The organism is Bacillus sp. COPE52, from assembly GCF_003355115.1.
Classification (GTDB): Bacteria; Bacillota; Bacilli; order Bacillales; family Bacillaceae_G; genus Bacillus_A; species Bacillus_A toyonensis.
Window position 1 is genome coordinate 5,333,634 of sequence record NZ_CP031292.1, and the last position, 24,128, is coordinate 5,357,761.

General features: G+C 35.9%; 24 protein-coding genes. 7 read left to right on the forward strand and 17 right to left on the reverse strand.

The window, feature by feature from the left end; genetic code table 11:
• Positions 1-74 precede the first annotated feature (74 nt).
• The 7 genes from DPQ31_RS27035 to DPQ31_RS27065 all read right to left on the reverse strand — a co-directional run bounded on the left by DPQ31_RS27035 (position 75) and on the right by DPQ31_RS27065 (position 4,713).
• Positions 75-1,010 carry a YybS family protein gene (locus tag DPQ31_RS27035; protein ID WP_208731252.1) on the reverse strand — a complete coding sequence of 312 codons (936 nt, stop codon included), beginning with the start codon at positions 1,008-1,010 and terminating at the stop codon, positions 75-77.
• Positions 1,011-1,090: 80 nt separating this feature from the next.
• The gene (gene rpsR, locus DPQ31_RS27040) at positions 1,091-1,324 is read right to left on the reverse strand and encodes a 30S ribosomal protein S18 (protein WP_000918874.1); all 234 of its coding nucleotides are present in this window, start codon (positions 1,322-1,324) and stop codon (positions 1,091-1,093) included.
• A gap of 44 nt (positions 1,325-1,368) precedes the next feature.
• The gene (gene ssb, locus DPQ31_RS27045; RefSeq protein WP_000981965.1) at positions 1,369-1,890 is read right to left on the reverse strand and encodes a single-stranded DNA-binding protein; all 522 of its coding nucleotides are present in this window, start codon (positions 1,888-1,890) and stop codon (positions 1,369-1,371) included.
• 26 nt (positions 1,891-1,916) lie between these two features.
• The gene (rpsF, locus tag DPQ31_RS27050; RefSeq protein ID WP_001233781.1) at positions 1,917-2,207 is read right to left on the reverse strand and encodes a 30S ribosomal protein S6; all 291 of its coding nucleotides are present in this window, start codon (positions 2,205-2,207) and stop codon (positions 1,917-1,919) included.
• 191 nt (positions 2,208-2,398) lie between these two features.
• Positions 2,399-3,499, reverse strand: a complete 1,101-nt coding sequence (gene ychF / locus DPQ31_RS27055; RefSeq protein WP_000524664.1) for a redox-regulated ATPase YchF — start codon at positions 3,497-3,499, stop codon at positions 2,399-2,401.
• 114 nt (positions 3,500-3,613) lie between these two features.
• A complete protein-coding gene (locus DPQ31_RS27060) occupies positions 3,614-3,811 on the reverse strand; it encodes a DUF951 domain-containing protein (RefSeq protein ID WP_000435485.1) in 198 nt (65 codons plus the stop codon).
• Between the two features lie 20 nt (positions 3,812-3,831).
• Positions 3,832-4,713: a mechanosensitive ion channel family protein gene (locus DPQ31_RS27065; protein WP_000365116.1), complete on the reverse strand. Its 882-nt coding sequence runs from the start codon at positions 4,711-4,713 to the stop codon at positions 3,832-3,834.
• A gap of 259 nt (positions 4,714-4,972) precedes the next feature.
• Between DPQ31_RS27065 and yyaC the strand changes: the two genes are divergently transcribed.
• Complete coding sequence (yyaC, locus tag DPQ31_RS27070; RefSeq protein ID WP_001020736.1) at positions 4,973-5,569, forward strand: spore protease YyaC; 597 nt, start codon at positions 4,973-4,975, stop codon at positions 5,567-5,569.
• A gap of 20 nt (positions 5,570-5,589) precedes the next feature.
• Here yyaC and spo0J read toward each other — a convergent pair whose 3' ends face one another.
• From spo0J to rpmH, 10 genes are all read right to left on the reverse strand, one after another.
• Positions 5,590-6,441, reverse strand: coding sequence for a stage 0 sporulation protein Spo0J (gene spo0J / locus DPQ31_RS27075; RefSeq protein ID WP_001051819.1), 852 nt, complete (start codon positions 6,439-6,441; stop codon positions 5,590-5,592).
• Positions 6,434-7,195: a sporulation initiation inhibitor protein Soj gene (soj, locus tag DPQ31_RS27080; RefSeq protein WP_000516116.1), complete on the reverse strand. Its 762-nt coding sequence runs from the start codon at positions 7,193-7,195 to the stop codon at positions 6,434-6,436. The genes spo0J and soj overlap by 8 nt, the downstream gene beginning before the upstream one ends.
• 188 nt (positions 7,196-7,383) lie before the next feature.
• Positions 7,384-8,256, reverse strand: a complete 873-nt coding sequence (gene noc, locus DPQ31_RS27085) for a nucleoid occlusion protein (RefSeq protein ID WP_000799021.1) — start codon at positions 8,254-8,256, stop codon at positions 7,384-7,386.
• A 105-nt stretch (positions 8,257-8,361) separates the two neighbouring features.
• Positions 8,362-9,081: a 16S rRNA (guanine(527)-N(7))-methyltransferase RsmG gene (gene rsmG / locus DPQ31_RS27090; protein WP_001019622.1), complete on the reverse strand. Its 720-nt coding sequence runs from the start codon at positions 9,079-9,081 to the stop codon at positions 8,362-8,364.
• A 21-nt stretch (positions 9,082-9,102) separates the two neighbouring features.
• Positions 9,103-10,992, reverse strand: coding sequence for a tRNA uridine-5-carboxymethylaminomethyl(34) synthesis enzyme MnmG (mnmG, locus tag DPQ31_RS27095; RefSeq protein ID WP_085450916.1), 1,890 nt, complete (start codon positions 10,990-10,992; stop codon positions 9,103-9,105).
• A 46-nt stretch (positions 10,993-11,038) separates the two neighbouring features.
• A complete protein-coding gene (gene mnmE / locus DPQ31_RS27100) occupies positions 11,039-12,415 on the reverse strand; it encodes a tRNA uridine-5-carboxymethylaminomethyl(34) synthesis GTPase MnmE (protein ID WP_085450915.1) in 1,377 nt (458 codons plus the stop codon).
• 225 nt (positions 12,416-12,640) lie between these two features.
• Positions 12,641-13,258 (reverse strand): RNA-binding cell elongation regulator Jag/EloR, encoded by a 618-nt coding sequence (jag, locus tag DPQ31_RS27105; RefSeq protein ID WP_087969755.1) that lies wholly within the window; start codon positions 13,256-13,258, stop codon positions 12,641-12,643.
• Entirely contained in the window at positions 13,255-14,022 is a 768-nt protein-coding gene (gene spoIIIJ, locus DPQ31_RS27110) for a YidC family membrane integrase SpoIIIJ (protein ID WP_000726765.1), read from the reverse strand. Before spoIIIJ ends, jag begins: the two co-directional genes overlap by 4 nt.
• A 52-nt stretch (positions 14,023-14,074) precedes the next feature.
• Entirely contained in the window at positions 14,075-14,422 is a 348-nt protein-coding gene (gene rnpA, locus DPQ31_RS27115; RefSeq protein WP_000728892.1) for a ribonuclease P protein component, read from the reverse strand.
• A gap of 76 nt (positions 14,423-14,498) precedes the next feature.
• Positions 14,499-14,633 (reverse strand): 50S ribosomal protein L34, encoded by a 135-nt coding sequence (rpmH, locus tag DPQ31_RS27120; protein WP_000831901.1) that lies wholly within the window; start codon positions 14,631-14,633, stop codon positions 14,499-14,501.
• 564 nt (positions 14,634-15,197) lie between these two features.
• Here rpmH and dnaA point away from each other — a divergent pair.
• The 6 genes from dnaA to gyrA all read left to right on the forward strand — a co-directional run bounded on the left by dnaA (position 15,198) and on the right by gyrA (position 23,865).
• On the forward strand, positions 15,198-16,538 hold the full coding sequence (gene dnaA / locus DPQ31_RS27125; RefSeq protein ID WP_000428014.1) for a chromosomal replication initiator protein DnaA: 1,341 nt from the start codon (positions 15,198-15,200) through the stop codon (positions 16,536-16,538).
• Positions 16,539-16,717: 179 nt separating this feature from the next.
• Positions 16,718-17,863 (forward strand): DNA polymerase III subunit beta, encoded by a 1,146-nt coding sequence (gene dnaN / locus DPQ31_RS27130; RefSeq protein ID WP_001212898.1) that lies wholly within the window; start codon positions 16,718-16,720, stop codon positions 17,861-17,863.
• A 127-nt stretch (positions 17,864-17,990) separates the two neighbouring features.
• Positions 17,991-18,203, forward strand: coding sequence for a S4 domain-containing protein YaaA (gene yaaA / locus DPQ31_RS27135; protein ID WP_000821369.1), 213 nt, complete (start codon positions 17,991-17,993; stop codon positions 18,201-18,203).
• Between the two features lie 12 nt (positions 18,204-18,215).
• Positions 18,216-19,343: a DNA replication/repair protein RecF gene (recF, locus tag DPQ31_RS27140; protein ID WP_087969756.1), complete on the forward strand. Its 1,128-nt coding sequence runs from the start codon at positions 18,216-18,218 to the stop codon at positions 19,341-19,343.
• 39 nt (positions 19,344-19,382) lie between these two features.
• Positions 19,383-21,305, forward strand: coding sequence for a DNA topoisomerase (ATP-hydrolyzing) subunit B (gene gyrB / locus DPQ31_RS27145; protein WP_000435980.1), 1,923 nt, complete (start codon positions 19,383-19,385; stop codon positions 21,303-21,305).
• 88 nt (positions 21,306-21,393) lie between these two features.
• Positions 21,394-23,865 carry a DNA gyrase subunit A gene (gyrA, locus tag DPQ31_RS27150; protein ID WP_097958138.1) on the forward strand — a complete coding sequence of 824 codons (2,472 nt, stop codon included), beginning with the start codon at positions 21,394-21,396 and terminating at the stop codon, positions 23,863-23,865.
• Positions 23,866-24,128: the final 263 nt, after the last annotated feature.

Sequence of the window (24,128 nt, forward strand, 5' to 3'; positions counted from 1 at the left end):
ACAACTCCTATAAAGTAAAACTAACTCACTTTCCAGTTAGTTTTACAGATTAAAATAGTATAAGGAATATTATTTTATCCCCCTATTTTAGAACGCAATGAAATCCCTAAGTCAATTATACCTAAGATTGTTACAAGAGGAAACATCATCGGAATAAACATGCATACAATAAAACTAATAATAGGAACACCTTTAGTAAATCCTTTTCTATGCGCTAAAAAGGTGATAAATGTCAGACCTTGCAGTACGGGCAATAGTGCAAATATGACATATAGGTTGGAAAATACCATATATAAATATGATGCTGGTTCTACCTTTATAAAAGTTGCTAACAAAATAAATATAACGTAATACCAGACAATGCTCTTTGGCAATTGTATATCTTTAAATTTAGGCCAAGATATAACGTCATACTTTAACTTCCTCAAGACACTACCCGATAGGAGCACTGTAATCCAAGAAAAACAAACAGAAACCATTACAAGTAAACTCGGGAATAGTGTTTGTAATATCTCATTGAATTGTCCAAATAACTCTTTTTGTTCTTTACTAATTGGCATACCTGCAGCGCTTACCATCTTTTCACTTTGCGCCATACCTTCATTAAACATATTTTGTATTTGCTTCATTAAATCTATGTTAAAAAACTTTATACTTGCAACATAAATGAGCACAAAACCAATTAAATATGCAAGGGTTCCTGCCATCAAGATCTCTATTGGCTTTTTTCTTTTTTTATACATGGATCCTAAAACAATCCCTATCAATCCAAACATTATTGTCTTCACTAGATTCAAGGGCTGGCTCACAATAACGGTAATAAAAAGCGCAGCTGTAAAAATTATAAAAGCATTGGATAACCTATATTTTATCGTAAACAATATAAACGGTAATGGTAATGCGAAAGTTACAACTGTACCTAAAACCGGAACGTATAAAGACACAAGCAATAATATCGCGTATATAGCTAATAACGCTGCGCCTTCAGTAATAAATTTTGTTTGTTTCATGATTTAACCTCTCTTTCAAAAAAGAAAAGCATAGCAAAATGCACAGTAGAGTCCGACTCTACTGTGCATTTCATACGCTATTATTCACCAACATATGGTAAAAGTGCCATTTGACGAGCACGTTTAATTGCAACTGTAAGTTTGCGTTGGTATTTTGCGCTTGTTCCTGTTACACGACGAGGTAAAATTTTACCACGTTCAGAAACGAAACGTTTTAATAAATCAACATCTTTATAGTCAATGCGAGTGATGCCGTTAGATGTGAAGAAACACACCTTACGACGTTTCGCACGTCCACCTTTGCGTCCTGCCATGTCTATTCCCTCCATTCTTTGTTAAAAATAGCCGATTCATACCATTAAAATGGTAAATCGTCGTCCGAAATGTCAATCGGTTGACCAACATTCGAAAATGGATCGTCATTCTTCGTAAATCCAGAGTTTCCAGTGTTACCTGAGTTGCCTGAATTACTAGATTGACCAAATGGGTTAGAGCTTTGGTTACCGAAACCAGCTCCTGATGGTTGCTGATTGAATGAACCACGTTGCTCCCCACCGCCATTACGCGGCTCTAAAAATTGTACGCTCTCCGCAAGAACTTCTGTTACATATACACGTTTACCATCTTGTCCATCGTAATTACGAGTTTGAAGACGTCCGTCTACGCCTGCTAAGCTACCTTTTTTCAAATAATTTGCCACGTTTTCTGCTTGTTTACGCCATATTACACAATTAATAAAGTCAGCTTCACGCTCACCTTGTTGATTCGCAAATGCGCGATTCACAGCTAACGTAAAAGTAGCTACTGCAACACCATTGGGCGTGTAACGTAAGTCAGGGTCCTTAGTTAAACGACCAACGAGGATAACACGATTCATCAATCGAACCACTCTCCCTTATATATCAATTATTTTTCTTCTTCTTTAACAACGATATGACGAAGGATATCTTCGTTGATCTTAGCTAAACGGTCGAATTCGTTAATCGCTTCTGCGTTAGAGTTCACGTTTAAGATCATGTAGAAACCTTCACGTAAGTCGTTGATTTCGTAAGCTAAACGACGCTTACCCCACTCTTTCGTGTTAATGATTTCTGCACCATTGTTTGTTAAAACACCTGCAAAACGTTCAACTAAAGCTTTTTGAGCTTCTTCTTCAACGCCAGGACGAATGATGTACATAATTTCGTACTTTCTCATTACACTTTCACCTCCTTTTGGTCTAAACGGCCCATAATGGGCAAGGAGCAATTAATTTATAGTAATTACTCACGAGTTTAGATTATATCATAGTAAGTTATATGAATCAACTCACCAATACGTAAAAAACTTGGCAAACACATAATATATTTGCCAAGTTCATATCTTTATTTTTCCTAGGAAATATTAAATTAAACGTTAAAACGGAAGTGCATAACATCTCCGTCTTTTACGATATACTCTTTTCCTTCTAAACGTACTTTTCCAGCTTCTTTTGCAGCTGTCATAGAACCGTTTGTCATTAAATCATCATAAGAAACTGTTTCTGCGCGAATAAATCCACGCTCAAAATCTGTATGAATTACGCCCGCACATTGTGGTGCTTTCATACCTTGTTTAAACGTCCATGCACGCACTTCTTGCACACCAGCTGTGAAGTAAGTAGCAAGTCCTAATAAGTCATATGCAGCACGGATTAACTGATCTAAACCAGATTCTTCAATGCCTAGTTCTTCCAGGAATACTTTTTTCTCTTCCTCATCTAACTCAGCGATTTCTGATTCAATTTTTGCACATACAACAATTACTTGTGAATTTTCATTTGCTGCAAATTCTTTTACCATTTGTACGTATTTATTTTCAGAAGGATCCATAATATCATCTTCACTTACGTTTGCTACGTATAGCATTTCTTTCGTTGTAAGTAAATGAAGGCCTTTAACAATCTTCATTTGCTCTTCTGTAAATTCAACAGTACGAGCTGGTTTCCCCTCTTCGAAAGCTTCTTTTAAACGCACTAAAATTTCATGCTCATATACTGCTTCTTTATCTTTTTGTCTTGCTAATTTCGCAACACGCTCGATACGTTTATCAACAGACTCTAAGTCTGCTAAGATTAGCTCTAAGTTGATTGTTTCAATATCATCAATTGGATCTACTTTTCCTGAAACGTGCGTAATATTTTCGTCTTCAAAACAACGAACAACTTGGCAAATTGCATCTACTTGGCGAATGTGAGATAAGAATTTATTTCCTAACCCTTCGCCCTTACTTGCACCTTTTACGATACCTGCAATATCAGTAAACTCAAATACAGTCGGAACAGTCTTTTTCGGTTCTACTAATTCCGTTAATTTATTTAAACGCTCATCTGGTACTTCTACAATTCCTACGTTTGGATCAATTGTACAGAATGGATAGTTCGCAGATTCTGCTCCTGCTTGTGTAATTGCATTAAATAAAGTGGACTTCCCTACGTTAGGTAATCCAACAATCCCAGCCGTTAATCCCATATTTTTCACTCCTATGTCTCAATCTTTCATCATTATAGATAGTAACGAAAAAAATGACAAGTTTCCTCCAAATGAAAAAAGCAACAGCCACCTACTGCAACTGTTACTTTTTCTCTATTCTTCGTGCTTCACAAGTATTTTTTTCACCTTACGATCAAACTCTCTTCGAGGAATCATTACTGAATGGTCACATCCCTCGCACTTAATGCGGATATCCATTCCCATACGAATAATTTTCCAACGATTCTCACCACATGGGTGGGCTTTCTTCATTTCCACAACGTCGTACAAGTTATATTCCTTTTGCTCCACTCTCCAAACCCCTCTCGATACTAAAGTGCTTTTCCACTAACCAGTTCTTCACGATTATATAAAACCATACGTGGATATGGAATTTCAATTCCATGTAAATCTAGACGATTTTTAATCTCTTTACGAAGTGCTCTTGCAATAACTGCATGTTGCATCGGTTCTACTTCAGCAATAACGCGTAATATAACTTCTGATGCAGCTAATGTTTGCACACCTAATAATTGAGGCGTCGTTACCATTTTTTCGTATTGTGCAGGTAACTCTACTAATAAATCCTCAATAACTTGCTCTGCTTTCGCAATGTCAGCCTCATATGAAATAGATACATCAACAAATGCTACACTATTACTAACTGAGTAGTTAGTAACTTGAACAATACTTCCGTTTGGTAAAGTATGAATTTCACCTGTCCAACTCTTTACTTTCGTTGTACGAAGTCCAATTTCTAAAACGACTCCTTCAAATTGACCGATTTTAACATAATCGCCAACTGAAAACTGATCTTCTAGCAAAATAAATAAACCTGTAATAACGTCTTTCACTAAACTTTGAGCACCAAATCCGACTGCTAAACCAATTACCCCGGCACCCGCTAATAAACCTGATGCATTAATATCAAACACACCTAAAATCGCAATTAGCATAATGAACATAACAACGTATGCTACAATATTTTCAAGTAATTTCGCTACCGTAACTGTACGACGTTCTGAAATTTGGATTGGAGAACGGCTCCCCATGCGAAACGCATTTCGTACAACCGCTCTTGCAACTCGCACAACAACTGCACCAATTGTTAAAATAATACATATTTTTAATGTCGCAACTCCAATATGAGCCCAACGATCAGCATCCAATAAATACTGTTTCGTAGAATTAAACCACTTCGTTAATAAATCCATGTATCTCTACCTCTCCAGCCAAAATTTCTTTTTAGTTATTCTTCTTATTGTATCAGAAGTCTCTCTGATTGCTGAAAAAATTTATAACTTTAATTGCATTTGTTAACTTCTATCCAGGTATAAAATGGAACGAATATATATATACTAGTACTATTATTTCCGTTTTCATTTACATTTTGCAAAAAGTACGCACTTATAGTTTTCCATTTTATTCGCCATATAACATATTTTGAAAATTTATTAAAAGGATGGGTGCTTCATGAATATTGGAAGTTTTCGCTTACCTTTTTTCGAAAAAGAAACTCAAAATGTTATGCACCAAGACTTAGAAGCCTCCGAGACAATCAGTAACTTCTTGCTTTCCCATATTCCTATTCAAACTAATATACCACTTATTCTCGTTTGTATCGGAACAGATCGTTCCACCGGTGATGCACTCGGCCCATTAGTTGGCACTAAGCTAGAACAAGTAGAAATCAAAAACTTCCAAGTGTTCGGCACACTAGATGAACCAGTGCATGCACTGAATCTAGAAGAGAAAATTCAAAATATACAGAAAGAAAATCCTACTTCCTTTATAATTGCCGTTGATGCATGTTTAGGAAAGTCTCAAAATATCGGTTCAATTACTACTGGAAAAGGACCTAGTAAACCTGGTGCTGCGATGAATAAGAAATTACCTGCAGTTGGTGATTTGCATATACACGGCATCGTCAATTTAAATGGTTTTATGGAGTTTTTTGTTCTTCAAAATACGAGATTAAGTTTAGTGATGAAAATGGCCGATGTAATCGCACAAAGTATAAAAGAGACGGATCAAAAATTATCTGCATTAAAAAAAGCAAACCATCTATAAATAATAAGATGGTTTGCTTTTTAATTTTTATGTGATAATAATTCTAAAATACGATTTAAATCTTCTTTATTAAAAAATTCAATTTCGATTTTACCTTTTTCTTTTTTCGTCTCTTTAATTTTCACATCTGTACCAAACTTTTCTCTTAAGAACGTTTCACGTTCTACGAAAAATATATTTCGCTCTTTTTTCACTTGTTTTGTTTCACGTGAAACGTGTTGATTAATCTCTTGGACGATTTTCTCTAATTGACGAACATTTAATCCTTCTTTTTCAATGCGTTTCAATAAGGACTTCAATTGTTCTTCATCTTTGATTGTAAGTAAAGTTCTCCCATGAGCCATTGAAAGTTGACCATTTGCAATCATATCTTGTACGAAAGAAGGGAGGCTTAATAACCGAGTATAGTTTGCAATGTAAGGTCTACTTTTACCAAGACGTTTCGCTAATTGTTCTTGCGTTACATTTAGCTCATTCATTAACATCTGGTATGCCATTGCCTCTTCCATCGGATTTAAATCTTCTCGTTGTAAGTTTTCTAACAAAGCAAATTCCATCATTTGCTGCTCGTTTAATTGCCTTACAACGGCAGGTACCTTTTCAAGTCCAGCCTCTTTGGCAGCACGATATCTTCTTTCACCTGCAACAATTTCATATCCTTTAATACTCTTTCTAGCAATTAACGGTTGTAATATGCCGTGTTCTTTAATAGAAGCCGCTAATTCCTCAATCGCAGCTTTATTAAAGTGCTTACGCGGTTGGTATGGATTCGGCCTTAATTCAGTTACGATAATCTCCTGAATCGTTTCTTCTTCTTTCACATCTAAATCAGGAAAAAACACATTAATCCCTCTTCCTAAACCTTTAGCCACCTGCAATCACTTCCTCTGCTAAATCTATATATACTTCTGCCCCTCTTGATTTAGCGTCATACTGCATAATCGGTTTCCCATGACTTGGTGCCTCACTTAAGCGAACATTACGTGGAATAATGGAACGGTATACTTTATCCCTAAAGTATTTCTTCACTTCATCTATAACTTGAATCCCTAAATTTGTACGGGCATCTAGCATTGTTAACAATACACCTTGAATTGCTAGATCTTTATTTAAATGTTTTTGTACAAGTCGAACTGTATTTAATAGCTGACTTAATCCTTCGAGTGCGTAATATTCACACTGAACAGGAATAATAACAGAATCTGCTGCTGTTAATGCATTAATCGTTAATAACCCTAAAGACGGGGGACAGTCGATAATAATGTAATCATATTCATCACGAACTGGCTGTAATGCCCTTTGCAAACGTACTTCCCGGGAAATAGTCGGTACCAATTCAATTTCAGCACCAGCCAATTGAATTGTAGCGGGTAGAACATCTAAGTTTTCAGTTGCGGTTTTCCGTATAACTCCCTGAACATCTGCATCTTCCACAAGAACATTGTAAATACATTGGTCTAATTCTGACTTTTCAATTCCCACACCAGTCGTTGCATTTCCTTGAGCATCAATATCTACGAGAAGGACTTTCTTACCTACTTGCGCCAATCCAGCCCCTAAATTAACAGATGTTGTTGTTTTTCCAACACCGCCTTTTTGATTAGCAATAGCAATGATTTTTCCCATGATGTCACCTACTTTCAACCTTTCTATCTTATTCTAGTAACAATTATGTTTATTGTAACATGAAATAAAAGTTTTTCTTTTCCGTCCTTATTAAACTTCAAAATTTATTTCTAAACTCCTTCTTCATTAACAAGAAAATATAGCAAAAGAGACCTCTCCAGTGGGATAAGGTCTCTAACACATCATTATTATTTTTTCTTCGGAACTTTAATCGTAATTTGATAGTACTCATCAAATTCTTCTTCCTCAGAATTAACATTTAAACCACTGTCAGCCACCATTTGTAATGATTGCCTAATTGTATTCATAGCAATTCTCGCGTCTCGGCTTACTGCTTTTTGCTTCGCCTTGCGCTTCGGTTTTACTTCTTCTAGTAATTTCGCGATTCGTTCCTCTGTTTGTTTTACATTGAGTTGTTTTTCCACAATTTCTTGTAAAACTTTCAGTTGTAATTCCTTATTTTTTAAAGGAATGAGAGCACGAGCATGACGTTCTGTAATACTTTTTTCTAACAATGCACTTTTTATTTCTTCAGGCAACTTTAACAATCGCAACTTATTTGCGATTGTAGATTGTCCTTTTCCAAGTCGTTGTGCCAATGCTTCTTGCGTTAAATTATGTAACTCAATCAGCTTTTGATATGCCACAGCTTCCTCGATTGCTGTTAATTCCTCACGTTGCAAATTTTCAATTAACGCTACAGAAGCTGTCTCTGTATCATTTAAGTTCTTTATGATCGCAGGGACCTTTTCCCAGCCTAACTTCGTTGCTGCGCGAAAACGTCTTTCTCCAGCAATAATCTCGTACTTATCATCCTCATACTGCCTCACAACAATCGGCTGAATGAGCCCGTGTGTACGAATCGTTAATGCCAACTCGTCGATACGTGCATCGTCAAAAACCGTTCGTGGTTGATAACGATTAGGAGTAATATTTACGATCGGAATTTCTTGTATTTCTTCATATACCTTTTTATCTATTTCTTCATGGCTTTCGTCTTGTAATTCGAATTCGCTCTCTTTATCTCCAAAGCCAAATAAACGAGAAAACGTATTTTTCATACATATTCCACCACCTTTTAGGCCTATTGACTATTCTACATAAAATGTTTCCTATGAAACATTTACGTTTTCATTTATATAATTTAATCTTACGTCTAATAAGATTTATTTTTCAATAGGTAATTTATTGGGTGTTCCCGGTTTGCGTGGATATTTCTTTGGTGTCTTGCGCTTTTTCTCGATTAATAAAATATTACGTTCACTTTCTTCAAACGGTAATTGGAACGTAGACATTTCTTTTAGATCCCCGCCTAGCACCTCTAAAGCATACTTGCCATTTTCAATTTCTTCGTTTGCCGCGGCACCTTTCATAGCAATGAATGTTCCTCCAACTTTTACAAGTGGTAAACATAGCTCGCTTAATACAGAAAGACGCGCAACTGCACGTGCCATTACAATATCGTACGATTCACGTACACCTTCTTTTTTCCCAAATGTTTCAGCACGATCATGACAAAACGCAACGTCACTTAATTCCAACTTTTGTGCTAAATGATTTAAGAAATTAATGCGTTTTTGCAATGAGTCTACAATTGTCACTTTTAAATGCGGGAAACAGATTTTTAAAGGAATACTTGGGAATCCAGCTCCTGCACCAACATCACAAATTGAGAATGGTTTTGAAAAATCATAATAAAAAGCAGCTGTAATCGAATCAAAAAAGTGTTTTAAATATACTTCTTCTTTCTCCGTAATAGCCGTTAAATTCATTTTTTCATTCCACTCTACTAATGTTTCGAAGTAGATTTCGAACTGCTCTAACTGTCTAGAAGAGAGAGTGATCCCCTTCTCTTCTAGCATAGATTGAAATTGTTCTATGTTCATCTAACAATATCTCCTTACTATTTATTGGTTCGATACGCGCGCAATTTTTCCTTGTTCAATATACACAAGTAAAATGGAAATATCCGCTGGATTTACACCAGAAATACGTGAAGCTTGCCCCATTGAAAGTGGACGAACATCTTTCAATTTCTGTCTAGCTTCTGAAGCAAGGCTAGAAATTGCATCATAATCAATATCCACAGGTATTTTTTTATTTTCCATTTTCTTCATACGCTCTACTTGCTGTAAAGATTTTTCAATATATCCTTCGTACTTAATCTGGATTTCAACTTGTTCTGTCACTTCATCACTTAGTTCTACTTCACTTGGTACTAAAAGATGAATATGCTCATATGTCATCTCTGGACGACGTAATAAGTCACTTGCACGTATTCCATCTTTCAATTCACTTCCACCAATGCTACGAATTAATTCTTGAACTTCAGGACGTGGCTTAATAATGATGCTGCTTAAACGTTCCTTTTCCTGTTCAATTTGTAATTTTTTATTTGTAAATCGCTCATAGCGCTCTTCTTTAATTAATCCAATTTCACGACCAACTTCAGTTAAACGAAGATCAGCATTATCATGGCGTAATAATAGACGATATTCTGCACGAGACGTTAATAAACGATATGGTTCATTTGTACCTTTCGTTACAAGATCATCAATTAAGACACCAATATAAGCATCCTCGCGACCTAAAATAACTTCTTTTTCACCTAAAGAACGACATGCTGCATTAATCCCAGCCATAAGCCCTTGTCCTGCCGCCTCTTCGTAACCAGAAGTTCCGTTAATCTGTCCTGCTGTATATAAATTTTTAATTTTTTTCGTTTCAAGTGTTGGCCATAGTTGTGTTGGCACAATCGCATCATATTCAATCGCATAACCTGTACGCATCATTTCAACGTTTTCTAGACCAGGGATTGTTCTAAGCATATCACGCTGCACATCTTCTGGTAAGCTTGTTGATAAACCTTGTACATACACTTCTTGTGTATTACGTCCTTCTGGCTCTAAGAAAATTTGATGACGTGGTTTATCATTAAACCTTACTACTTTGTCTTCAATTGAAGGACAATATCTAGGTCCTGTTCCCTTAATCATACCAGAATACATAGCTGAGCGATGCAGGTTTTCATCTATTAAACGATGTGTTTCCGTACTTGTATACGTCAACCAACATGGAATTTGATCCATAATAAATTTTGTCGTTTCAAAAGAGAAAGCTCGTGGTTTATCATCACCTGGCTGAATTTCTGTTTTGCTGTAATCGATTGTATTACTATTTACACGCGGAGGTGTACCTGTTTTAAATCTAACAAGATCAAATCCAAGTTCCTCTAAATGTTCTGATAAAGTAATAGATGGTTGTTGATTATTCGGACCGCTCGAATATTTTAAATCTCCCATAATAATCTCACCGCGTAAAAACGTTCCAGTCGTAATTACGACTGTTTTCGCTGTATATTCAGCACCAGCTTGCGTAATTACCCCTTTACATTCGCCATCTTCAACAATTAAACGCTCTACCATTCCTTGGAACAACGTTAAATTTGGTGTTTCTTCAATTGTTTTCTTTAATTCATGTTGGTAAGAGAACTTATCTGCTTGTGCTCGAAGTGCGCGTACAGCTGGTCCTTTACCTGTATTTAACATACGCATTTGAATATACGTTTTATCAATATTGCGTCCCATTTCTCCGCCTAATGCATCAATTTCACGAACAACAATCCCTTTTGCTGGTCCACCAACAGAAGGGTTACATGGCATAAACGCTACCATATCTAAATTAATTGTTAACATTAATGTTTTGGAGCCCATTCGTGCTGCCGCAAGACCAGCTTCGCATCCTGCATGACCTGCACCGATTACTATGACATCGTATGAACCGGCATTGTATCCCATTGTTTATTCCTCCTAATAATCTCTATCTTTCTAAAGCATCACTATATTATTTTCCTAAACAAAATTGAGAGAACAACTGGTCAATTAAGCTTTCATGGACGGTATCACCAGTAATTTCACCAAGTATTTCCCACGTTCTTGTTAAATCAATTTGCACCATATCAATTGGAACACCATTTTCTATCGCCTCAATTGCATCTCCAATTGTTTTTCCTGCTTGTGTTAATAATCCAATATGTCTCGCGTTAGAAACATATGTCACATCAGCAGAATCAATTGCTCCTTCAAAGAATAAGTCCGCTATCGCCTTTTCAAGCTCATCTATTCCTTGTTCCTCAATTAACGACGTCGTAATAACACGATTTCCCGCTGCCAATTCTGTAACACGTTCCATATCAATTACTTGCGGTAAATCTGTCTTATTTACAATAACAATGAAATCTTTTCCTTGTACGGCACGGAATAGCTCTTCATCCTCATTCGTTAAAGCTTCGCTATAATTAACGACAACTAACACTAAATCAGCTTGGCTCATCATTTCTTTCGAACGCTCTACACCAATTCGTTCAACAACATCTTCCGTTTCACGAATCCCGGCTGTGTCTATAAGTTTAAGTGGTACACCACGCACATTAACGTACTCTTCAATAACATCACGAGTTGTTCCTGCAATATCAGTTACAATTGCCTTTTTCTCTTGAACGAGACTATTTAATAGCGATGACTTCCCAACGTTAGGTCTACCGATGATTGCAGTAGCAATACCTTCACGTAAAATCTTCCCTTGCTTCGATGTTTCTAATATTTTTGCAATTTCAGCACGAACATGTGTCGCTTTCTCAATTAAAATATTATGTGTCATCTCTTCTACATCATCATATTCTGGGTAATCTATGTTTACCTCAACATGAGCTAGCGTTTCTAATATATCCTGACGCAGGCGGCCAATTAATTTAGATAATCGCCCCTCCATTTGATTAATCGCTACGTTCATTGCACGATCTGTTTTTGCACGGATTAAGTCCATGACAGCTTCTGCTTGTGATAAATCAATACGACCATTTAAAAAAGCACGTTTTGTAAATTCACCAGGCTCTGCTAATCGTACTCCTTGCGCTAAAATAAGCTGCAATACTTTATTTACCGAAACAAGTCCACCGTGGCAGTTAATTTCTACTATATTTTCGCGTGTAAAAGTTCTTGGCGCACGCATAATAGACACCATAACTTCTTCAATAACTTGATTTGTATCTAAATCAACAATATGGCCATAATGAATTGTGTGAGAAGGAACCTCTGTTAAGTCCTTCCCTTTAAAAATACGATTAACTTTTTCAACCGCATCATCCCCACTTACTCGAACAATGGCAATTGCGCCCTCTCCAAGCGCTGTGGAAATCGCAGCAATTGTATCAAATTCCATGTCCTTTCACCTCACTTGCTTATTTATCTCTATTTCAACACGATTATTTTCTTCACTAAATTATTAGAATACCATAACGAACCTATCTACAAAAGAATAATAACTCATTTTATTATGTCCTCATGTAAAAAACACTAAACTTATTCACAGTGGATAAGTTTAGTGTTTTTAGTTATCCACATCTGTTTTCCCCTCAAAAAAACCGGCACTCATTTGAGTAACCGGTCATTTGGAAGATATTACAACATGCCGATGTGGTTCATTTCCTTCAGAAGTTGTATTGATATCTTGATGATTAGATAATGCTTGATGGATAATTTTTCGTTCAAAAGATGGCATCGGCTCTAAAACAACTCTTTTTTTCGTTTTAGACACTTGTTTTGCTAATCGATAAGAAAGCGATTCTAACGTACTTTTTCTTTTACTACGATAATTTTCAGCATCTAGTGTGATACCAATATACTGTTTCGTATGGCGATTCGCGACAAGTTTTGTCAAATACTGTAAAGAGTTCAACGTATTACCTCTTTTTCCAATTAAAACACCTACATCATCACCAGAAATTGTAAATTCAACTTCGCGTCCCTTTACAATTTTACTAATCTCGACTTCCACACCCATGTTGCGAATAACATTTTTTAAATACTCTTCACATTCTTGAATGGGCTCTTTCTTCAATACAACTTCTACTACTGCAGGACGATTCCCAAATAAGCCTAGGAATCCCCTTTTACCCTCATCGATAATATTTATATCAACTTGATCTTTTGAAGTGTTTAATTGCCTTAAAGCATCTTCTACTGCCAGCTCGACTGTTTGTCCTTTAGCAGTAATTACACTCACTTACCTGATCCTCCAGCCTTACTAGCCTTAATTTCTGGCCCTTTGATAAAGTACATTTGAGCGATACCAAAGATATTACCAACAACCCAGTAAAGTGATAATGCCGCTGGGAAGTTAATTGCAAAGATTAAAATCATAATCGGCATAAGCCAAATCATCATTGCCATTTGTGGATTTTGACCAGCAGTTCCTGCCATTGCAAGCTTTTGCTGAATAAATGTCGTAATCGCTGCAACAACCGGTAAGATATAGTAAGGGTCTGCCTGTCCTAAATCGAACCATAAAAATGTATGTTTACTAATTTCTGATGTTCTCATAATCGCATGATAAAATGCGAATAAAATAGGCATCTGAACAAATATTGGTAAACAACCGGCTAATGGATTTACACCATTTTTTTGATATAACTGCATCATTTCTTGTTGTAATTTTTGCTGTGTTGCTTGGTCTTTCGAGCTATATTTCTCTTTTAACTTTACCATTTCTGGTTGTAACGCCTGCATAGCTTTCGTACTCTTCGTTTGCTTAATCATTAATGGTAATAATGCAAAACGAATAATAAGGGTCGTAATAACGATCGCTAAACCGTAATTATCACCAAGCCATGTCGCAAAATACGTGATTAACTGAGAAAGCGGGTATACGAAATATTCATTCCAAATCCCAGTGCTCTTCGATGTAATTGGCTGACCCGTTTCACTACAGCCGGTAGCAATTGCCATTAATGTAATAACCATGGCCAGTAAACCTATTTTCTTTTTCAAAGCCTGCTCCTCCTTGTTTCGGTATGTATATAGTGTAATTCATTTCCTTACGCTACTTTTTTATTCTTTTCATACCAGAGCGTTTAAAGACATGAATTAAGCTTTTCTTTACTTCTTCATATGTCATCTCTGCACAAGGCTTCCTTGCTATTATAACAAAATCTTTTCCAGAATCTATCTCATCTTTCAATTCTGTAATGGACTGACGGATCATACGCTTAATTCGATTACGAACTACTGCGTTTCCTATCTTCTTGCTAACAGAAAGGCCGATGCGAAAATTTGGCTGTTCTTCTTTATTTAGTTGGTATACAACAAACTGACGGTTCGCATTTGATTTTCCTTTTTGAAAAACCTCCTGGAATTCATCATTCTTCTTTATACGATTTTTTTTCTTCATATCAATTGACACTCCTGTATTTCATCAGCGGAAATTCACTATTATTAGAAAAAAAGACCACTGAACGATCAGTGGTCTACGCAGATAATACTTTTCTTCCTTTACGACGACGAGCTGCTAGCACTTTACGTCCGTTCGCTGTGCTCATACGGCTGCGGAAACCATGTACTTTGCTGCGCTTACGTTTATTTGGTTGGTAAGTTCTTTTCATTATATGACACCTCCCTGAGGAATATCTGTTAAAGACAGTCTTATAAATTATAGTTAATCAACTAGGAAAATGTCAATGGTTCTCGAAATTTTCATCAAATATTCATTTTGAACCTGTTCACATTCTTTTTCACAGTTCTTATATTTCCTTGTGGATAAATGTTTTTTTCTGTTTTTTATATCCACAAACTTTTTTCTTACTTTTACACAGTATATCGTATTGTGGACAAGTTTATTCCACAAGGTATTGATTTTGTGGATAACTTTCTTAATTTCATTGCTATAGCTACTTTTTTTTGATATTATAGTTGTGTTTTCACTTTGAATAAGTTTCCCACATGTTTATTTTATCCACAATTTGTGTATAACATGTGGACAGTTTTAATCACATGTGGGTAAATAGTTGTCCACATTTGCTTTTTTTGTCGAAAACCCTATTTCATATACAAACGACGTTTTTAGGTTTTAAAAGACGTTTCGTATAAATATACATTTACTATTTATTGGGTTGTACATTTGTTGCGCAACCTTATTCTTTTACCATCTTAGTAAAGGAGGGACACCTTTGGAAAACATCTCTGATTTATGGAATAGTGCCTTAAAAGAACTTGAAAAAAAGGTCAGTAAACCTAGTTATGAAACGTGGTTGAAGTCAACAACAGCACATAACTTAAAGAAAGACGTATTAACGATTACAGCTCCAAATGAATTTGCTCGTGATTGGCTAGAATCTCATTACTCAGAACTCATTTCGGAAACACTTTATGATTTAACAGGGGCAAAATTGGCTATTCGCTTTATTATTCCCCAAAGTCAAGCTGAAGAGGATATCGATCTTCCTCCTATTAAAAAAAATCGAGCACAAGATGATTCTACTCATTTACCACAGAGCATGCTAAATCCAAAATATACATTTGATACATTTGTTATTGGCTCTGGTAACCGTTTTGCCCATGCTGCTTCATTAGCTGTAGCCGAGGCTCCAGCTAAAGCATATAATCCTCTCTTTATTTACGGGGGCGTTGGGCTTGGAAAGACGCATTTAATGCATGCGATCGGTCATTATGTAATTGAACACAATCCAAACGCGAAAGTTGTATATTTATCATCCGAAAAATTTACAAATGAATTCATTAACTCTATTCGTGATAATAAAGCAGTCGATTTTCGTAATAAATATCGCAATGTAGATGTTTTATTGATAGATGATATTCAATTTCTTGCTGGAAAAGAACAAACTCAAGAAGAGTTTTTCCATACATTTAATGCATTACACGAAGAAAGCAAACAAATTGTAATTTCAAGTGATCGGCCACCAAAAGAAATTCCAACTTTAGAAGATCGTCTTCGTTCTCGCTTTGAATGGGGACTCATTACGGACATTACGCCACCAGATTTAGAGACGCGAATTGCGATTTTACGTAAAAAAGCAAAAGCTGAAGGACTTGATATACCAAACGAGGTTATGCTGTATATCGCAAATCAAATCGATTCAAACATTCGTGAATTAGAAGGTGCGCTCATCCGAGTTGTAGCTTATTCATCTTTAATTAACAAAGATATTAATGCTGATTTAGCAGCTGAAGCACTTAAAGATATTATTCCAAATTCTAAACCAAAAATTATTTCTATTTATGATATCCAAAAAGCTGTCGGGGGCGTTTACCAAGTAAAATTAGAAGATTTTAAAGCGAAAAAGCGTACAAAATCAGTTGCGTTTCCTCGTCAAATTGCAATGTATTTATCACGCGAACTTACAGATTCCTCTTTACCTAAAATAGGTGAAGAATTTGGTGGACGTGACCATACAACCGTTATCCATGCCCATGAAAAAATTTCTAAGCTACTAAAAACGGATACGCAATTGCAAAAACAAGTCGAAGAAATTAATGATATTTTAAAGTAGTAGCTGAATAGTGTGAATAACTCTCCTTGTTTTACGCACAGTCTATCCACATGTAGATAGACTGTTTTTACATCTTTCAACTGAGTTATCCACATATCCACAAGCCCTATTACTATTACTACTATTTTTTTATCTTTATTAATTAAATAAAATCTTATACTTACCGGAGGTTTTTCTTTATGCGTTTTACAATACAAAAAGACTATCTTGTAAGAAGTGTACAGGATGTAATGAAGGCTGTTTCTTCTCGTACAACAATTCCAATTCTTACAGGAATTAAAGTTGTCGCTACTGAAGAAGGGGTTACATTAACAGGAAGCGATGCAAACATCTCTATTGAATCGTTTATTCCAGTCGAAGAGGACGGAAAAGAGATTGTAGAAATCGGACAATCAGGAAGTATTGTTTTACAAGCAAAATATTTTAGTGAGATCGTAAAAAAATTACCTAAAGACACTGTCGAAATTTCTGTAGAAAATCATTTTATGACAAAAATAAAATCTGGAAAATCAGAGTTCAACTTAAATGGTTTAGATTCTGCTGAATATCCATTATTACCACAGATTGAAGAACATCATGTTTTTAAGATTCCAACAGACTTACTTAAACATATGATTAGACAAACTGTATTTGCAGTTTCTACTTCGGAAACAAGACCGATCTTGACAGGTGTAAACTGGAAGGTATATAACAGCGAATTAATTTGTATTGCAACAGATAGTCACAGACTAGCACTTCGAAAAGCAAAGATCGAAGGATATAATATTGCAGATGAGTTTCAAGCAAATGTTGTAATTCCAGGTAAGAGCCTAAATGAATTAAGTAAAATTTTAGATGAGTCGGAAGAAATGGTAGATATCGTTATTACGGAGTATCAAGTATTATTCCGTACAAAACATTTATTATTCTTCTCAAGATTGTTAGAAGGAAATTATCCTGATACAACACGTCTAATTCCAGCAGAGAGTAAGACGGATATTTTTGTGAATACAAAAGAATTTCTACAGGCTATTGATCGTGCTTCACTATTAGCAAGAGACGGCCGAAATAATGTTGTAAAATTATCAACGTTAGAACAAAAAATGTTGGAAATCTCTTCTAATTCTCCGGAAATCGGAAAAGTAGTGGAAGAAGTTCAATGTGAAAACGTAGATGGGGAAGAATTAAAAATATCTTTTAGTGCAAAATATATGATGGATGCATTAAAAGCTTTAGATAGTACAGAGATTAAGATTAGCTTTACTGGGGCAATGAGACCATTCTTAATTCGTACAGTAAATGATGATTCAATTACTCAATTAATTTTACCAGTTCGTACTTACTAGATAGAAAATAAGGGTTGCTAGTTTAAAGATGCTAGTAGCCCTTATTTGATTTTGGGGTATTACTTTCCTAATGCTAGTTTATTTAGTACAATGAAAGAATGAACACTTTGAGAAAGTGAGCGATTTTATGAAACGTATTAAAATTTCAACAGAGTATATTACACTAGGACAATTTTTAAAGTTAGCTGATGTAATCGATACAGGTGGCGCTGTAAAATGGTTTTTACAAGAATATGAAGTGTACGTGAATCAAGAACTTGAAAACAGAAGAGGTCGCAAGTTATATGCGAACGATATTATTGAAATTCCGGGTAGCGGAACTTTCCAAGTTCAGGCATAAAGGGGGAGCCCTTTGTTTATTTCAGAAATACAATTAAAAAACTATCGCAATTATGAAAAATTAGAGCTTTCCTTTGAAGATAAAGTGAATGTAATTATCGGTGAAAATGCGCAAGGGAAAACAAATTTGATGGAAGCTATTTATGTGTTAGCGATGGCGAAATCTCATAGAACCTCCAATGACCGCGAGCTTATCCGTTGGGATGAAGATTTTGGTCAAATTAAAGGGAAATTACAAAAGAGAAATAATTCTTTGTCTTTAGAATTAAATATTTCGAAAAAAGGTAAAAAGGCAAAATTAAATCAACTTGAACAACAAAAGTTGAGTCAATATATTGGCGAAATGAATGTTGTCATGTTTGCCCCAGAAGATTTAAATCTTGTAAAAGGAAGCCCTCAAGTAAGAAGACGCTTTTTAGATATGGAATTAGGACAAATAGCTCCTGTTTATTTGTATGAATTAAGTCAATATCAAAAAGTGCTCACGCAACGAAATCACTTGCTAAAAAAAATGCAAGGGAATAGTAAAAATGAGGAAACGATGTTGGATGTATTTACACTGCAACTGATTGAACACGGTGCAAAAATATTGCAAAAACGTTTTGATTTTTTACATTTACTGCAAGAATGGGCAGCCCCAATTCATCGTGGTATAAGCCGTGGATTAGAAGAATTAGAAATTATTTATAAACCGAGTGTAGATGTATCAGAATCAATGGATTTGTCGAAAATAAAAGAAGTATACTATGAAAGTTTTCAATCTGTGAAACAACGTGAAATTTTCCGTGGTACGACTTTAATTGGTCCTCATCGTGATGATTTACAATTCTTCGTTAATAGTAAAAATGTTCAAGTCTTTGGTTCGCAAGGACAACAACGAACGACTGCACTATCCCTAAAATTAGCTGAAATTGAATTGATTTATTCAGAGGTTAAAGAATATCCAATCCTTTTGCTGGATGATGTTTTATCAGAATTAGACGATTATCGTCAATCACATCTGTTAAATACAATTCAAGGAAAGGTGCAAACATTTGTTACAACGACGAGTGTCGACGGAATTGAACACGAAACATTGAAAGACGCGAAAACAATTCATGTAACGAACGGCACGGTAGATTGTGAAATAGATAGGGCATAAACCCCTGTTTAAATGGAAAAGTAGGTGATCTTTGTGTCAATGGAACAAAAACAAATGCAAGAAAATGCATATGATGAAAGTCAGATACAGGTACTTGAAGGACTAGAGGCAGTTCGGAAACGTCCAGGTATGTATATTGGATCTACGAGTGGGAAAGGACTTCACCACCTTGTATGGGAAATTGTTGATAATAGTATCGATGAAGCATTAGCAGGATATTGCGATGAAATTAACGTTAGTATTGAAGAAGATAATAGTATTCTTGTAACGGATAATGGCCGTGGTATCCCAGTTGGTATACAAGAAAAAATGGGACGTCCTGCAGTTGAGGTTATTATGACTGTCCTCCACGCTGGTGGTAAATTTGGCGGTGGCGGTTATAAGGTTTCTGGTGGTTTGCATGGTGTTGGTGCATCTGTTGTAAATGCCTTGTCAACAGAACTAGAAGTATTTGTACATCGTGACGGTAAAATTCATTACCAAAAATACGAAAGAGGTATTCCGGTTGCAGATTTAAAAGTCATCGGTGATACAGATAAAACTGGAACAATAACTCGCTTTAAACCGGATCCAGAAATTTTTAAAGAGACGACAGAATATGAATTTGATACGCTAGCGACTCGTATGCGTGAGTTGGCGTTTTTAAATCGTAATATTAAATTAACAATTGAAGATAAACGTGAACATAAACAAAAGAAAGAGTTCCACTATGAAGGTGGAATTAAATCATATGTTGAACATTTAAATCGTTCAAAACAACCAATTCATGAAGAGCCTGTATATGTAGAGGGTTCAAAAGATGGTATTCAAGTTGAAGTTGCGCTTCAATATAACGAAGGATATACAAATCATATTTACTCATTTACAAATAATATTCATACGTATGAAGGTGGTACACATGAGGTAGGATTTAAAACTGCCCTAACACGTGTGATTAACGATTATGGCCGTAAAAATAACATTTTAAAAGATGCGGATAGTAATTTAACTGGTGAAGATGTTCGTGAAGGTTTAACAGCAATCGTGTCAATTAAACATCCAAATCCACAATTCGAAGGGCAAACGAAGACGAAACTTGGAAATAGTGAAGCGAGAACGATTACGGAGTCAGTATTCTCAGAGGCTTTTGAAAAGTTCTTACTGGAAAATCCCAATGTTGCACGTAAAGTTGTAGATAAAGGAACGATGGCAGCGCGTGCGCGTGTAGCAGCTAAAAAGGCTCGTGAGCTAACTCGCCGAAAGAGTGCTTTAGAAGTTTCAAGTTTACCAGGGAAATTGGCAGACTGTTCTTCTAAAGATCCAGCAATTAGTGAAATTTATATCGTAGAGGGTGACTCTGCGGGTGGATCTGCAAAACAAGGACGCGATCGTCATTTCCAAGCGATTTTACCGCTGAAGGGTAAAATTATTAATGTTGAAAAAGCACGCTTAGATAAAATTTTATCAAATGATGAAGTTCGTACAATTATTACGGCGATCGGTACAAATATCGGTGGAGACTTCGATATTGAAAAAGCACGCTATCATAAAGTTATTATTATGACCGATGCCGATGTTGATGGTGCGCATATTCGTACCCTATTATTAACGTTCTTCTATCGTTATATGCGTCAAATCATTGAGTGTGGCTATATATATATTGCGCAGCCACCTTTGTTTAAAGTACAACAAGGTAAAAAAATTCAATATGCTTATAACGATAAAGAACTTGAAAAGATATTAGCTGAGCTACCAGCCCAGCCGAAACCAGGAATCCAACGTTATAAAGGTCTTGGAGAAATGAATCCAACTCAGCTATGGGAGACGACAATGGATCCAGAAGTACGTTCGTTACTTCAAGTTTCTCTTCAAGATGCAATAGAAGCAGACGAAACGTTTGAAATTTTAATGGGTGATAAAGTGGAACCACGTCGTAACTTTATCCAAGAGAATGCAAAATACGTGAAAAACCTTGATATTTAAATGAGTAATGACAGGAATCTAAGTATTCCTGTCTTCTACATATAAATCAATGTATGTGTAACGGAAATGTAAGAGGAGGTGCTCGTTGATGTCAGACAATCAACAACAAGCACGAATTCGAGAAATTAATATTAGTCATGAAATGCGTACCTCATTTTTAGATTACGCAATGAGTGTTATCGTATCTCGTGCATTACCAGATGTTCGTGATGGATTAAAACCTGTGCATCGTAGGGTTTTATATGCGATGAATGATTTAGGAATTACAGCTGATAAAGCGTATAAGAAATCAGCACGTATTGTTGGTGAAGTAATTGGTAAGTATCACCCCCACGGTGATTCAGCTGTTTATGAAACGATGGTACGTATGGCGCAAGATTTCAGTCAACGTTATATGCTTGTTGATGGGCATGGTAACTTCGGTTCTGTAGATGGAGATTCAGCAGCGGCAATGCGTTATACAGAGGCAAGAATGTCTAAGATTTCTATGGAATTAATACGTGATATTTCAAAAAATACAATTGATTATCAAGATAACTACGATGGTTCGGAAAGAGAGCCGATTGTATTACCAGCGCGTTTCCCTAATTTATTAGTAAACGGTACGACAGGTATTGCTGTTGGTATGGCAACAAATATCCCGCCGCATCAGCTTGGCGAAGTAATTGATGGTGTGCTGGCATTAAGTCATAACCCTGATATTACTATCGCGGAATTGATGGAATATATTCCTGGGCCAGACTTTCCGACGGCAGGTTTAATTTTAGGGCGAAGTGGAATTCGAAGAGCTTACGAAACAGGTCGCGGTTCTATTATGCTTCGTGCTAAGGTTGAAATTGAAGAGAAGTCAAACGGTAAACAATCTATTATCGTAACGGAACTACCTTATCAAGTTAATAAGGCACGATTAATTGAAAAAATTGCAGAATTAGTTCGCGATAAGAAAATTGAAGGCATTACAGATTTACGTGATGAATCAGATCGTAATGGTATGCGTATCGTTATGGAAGTACGTCGTGATGCTAATGCTAATGTACTATTAAATAATTTATATAAACATACAGCGCTTCAAACAAGTTTTGGTATTAATATGTTATCTCTTGTAAATGGAGAGCCTCAAGTACTAAATTTAAAACAAAACTTATATCATTATTTGGAGCACCAGAAGGTAGTAATCCGTAGACGTACTGCTTATGAATTAGAAAAAGCAGAGGCACGTGCTCATATTTTAGAAGGATTACGAATTGCTTTAGATCATCTTGATGAAGTTATTACGTTAATTCGTAGTTCAAAAACGGCAGATATTGCAAAGCAGGGCTTAATGGAACGTTTCGGTTTAAGTGAGAAACAAGCGCAAGCGATTTTAGACATGCGTCTGCAACGCTTAACTGGATTAGAACGTGAAAAAATCGAGCAAGAGTATCAAGACTTAATGCAGTTAATTGCTGAATTAAAAGCGATTTTAGCAGATGAAGAGAAAGTTCTTGAGATTATTCGTGAAGAATTAACAGAAGTAAAAGAACGTTTCAATGATAAGAGACGAACAGAAATTACAATTGGCGGTATGGAATTTATTGAAGATGAAGATTTAATTCCTGAGCAAAACATTGCGATTACGTTAACTCATAACGGTTATATTAAGAGGTTGCCAGCTTCTACGTACAAAACACAGAACCGTGGGGGACGTGGTGTACAAGGAATGGGTACGAATGATGATGACTTTGTTGAACATTTATTAACAACGTCCACCCATGATCATATTTTATTCTTTACAAACAAGGGTAAAGTATACCGTACGAAAGGATATGAAATTCCAGAGTATAGTCGTACTGCGAAAGGGCTACCGATTATTAACCTATTAGGGGTAGATAAGGGTGAGTGGATCAATGCCATTATTCCAATTCGTGAGTTTGGTGATGACCAGTTCCTATTCTTTACAACGAAACAAGGTATTTCTAAGAGAACGCCACTTTCATCATTTGCAAATATACGTACGAACGGTTTAATTGCAATTTCGCTTCGTGAAGAAGATGAAGTGATTTCTGTACGTTTAACCTCTGGCGATAAAGATATTATCGTAGGGACAAGCAACGGTATGTTAATTCGCTTCAATGAACAAGATGTGCGTTCTATGGGCCGTAATGCAGCTGGTGTAAAAGCTATTACACTAGGCGAAGAGGACCAAGTAGTAGGTATGGAAATTGTTGAAGAAGATACGAATGTTTTAATTGTAACGAAAAACGGGTACGGTAAGCGTACTCCAGTTGAAGAGTATCGACTACAAAGTCGTGGTGGTAAAGGTCTGAAAACTTGTAACATTACAGATAAGAACGGTAAATTAGTAGCAGTTAAATCTGTAACAGGTGAAGAAGACATTATGTTAATTACAGCCGCGGGTGTTATTATTCGTATGCCGGTTGATCAAATCTCTCAAATGGGACGTAATACACAAGGTGTTCGTCTAATTCGATTAGAGGATGAGCAAGAGGTAGCAACAGTAGCAAAAGCGCAAAAGGATGAAGAAGAAGAAACTAGTGAAGAGGTTTCTTCTGAAGAATAAGAGAGGGGATTCTTCCTTCTCTTTATTTTTTTATAATAATACTTGCATAGCAATAAGAAACTATATATAATAGGCAGAGTCAGCAAATGAGAGATACAAGTTATCTTGAAAAACTTGTTGACGAAAATAATATACTATGATATATTATAAAAGTCGCTGAAACGTGATATTGAACTTTGAAAACTAAACGAAACAAACAACGTGAAACGTCAATTTTTATTTTTAGATGCTAGACAAACTAACTTTATTGGAGAGTTTGATCC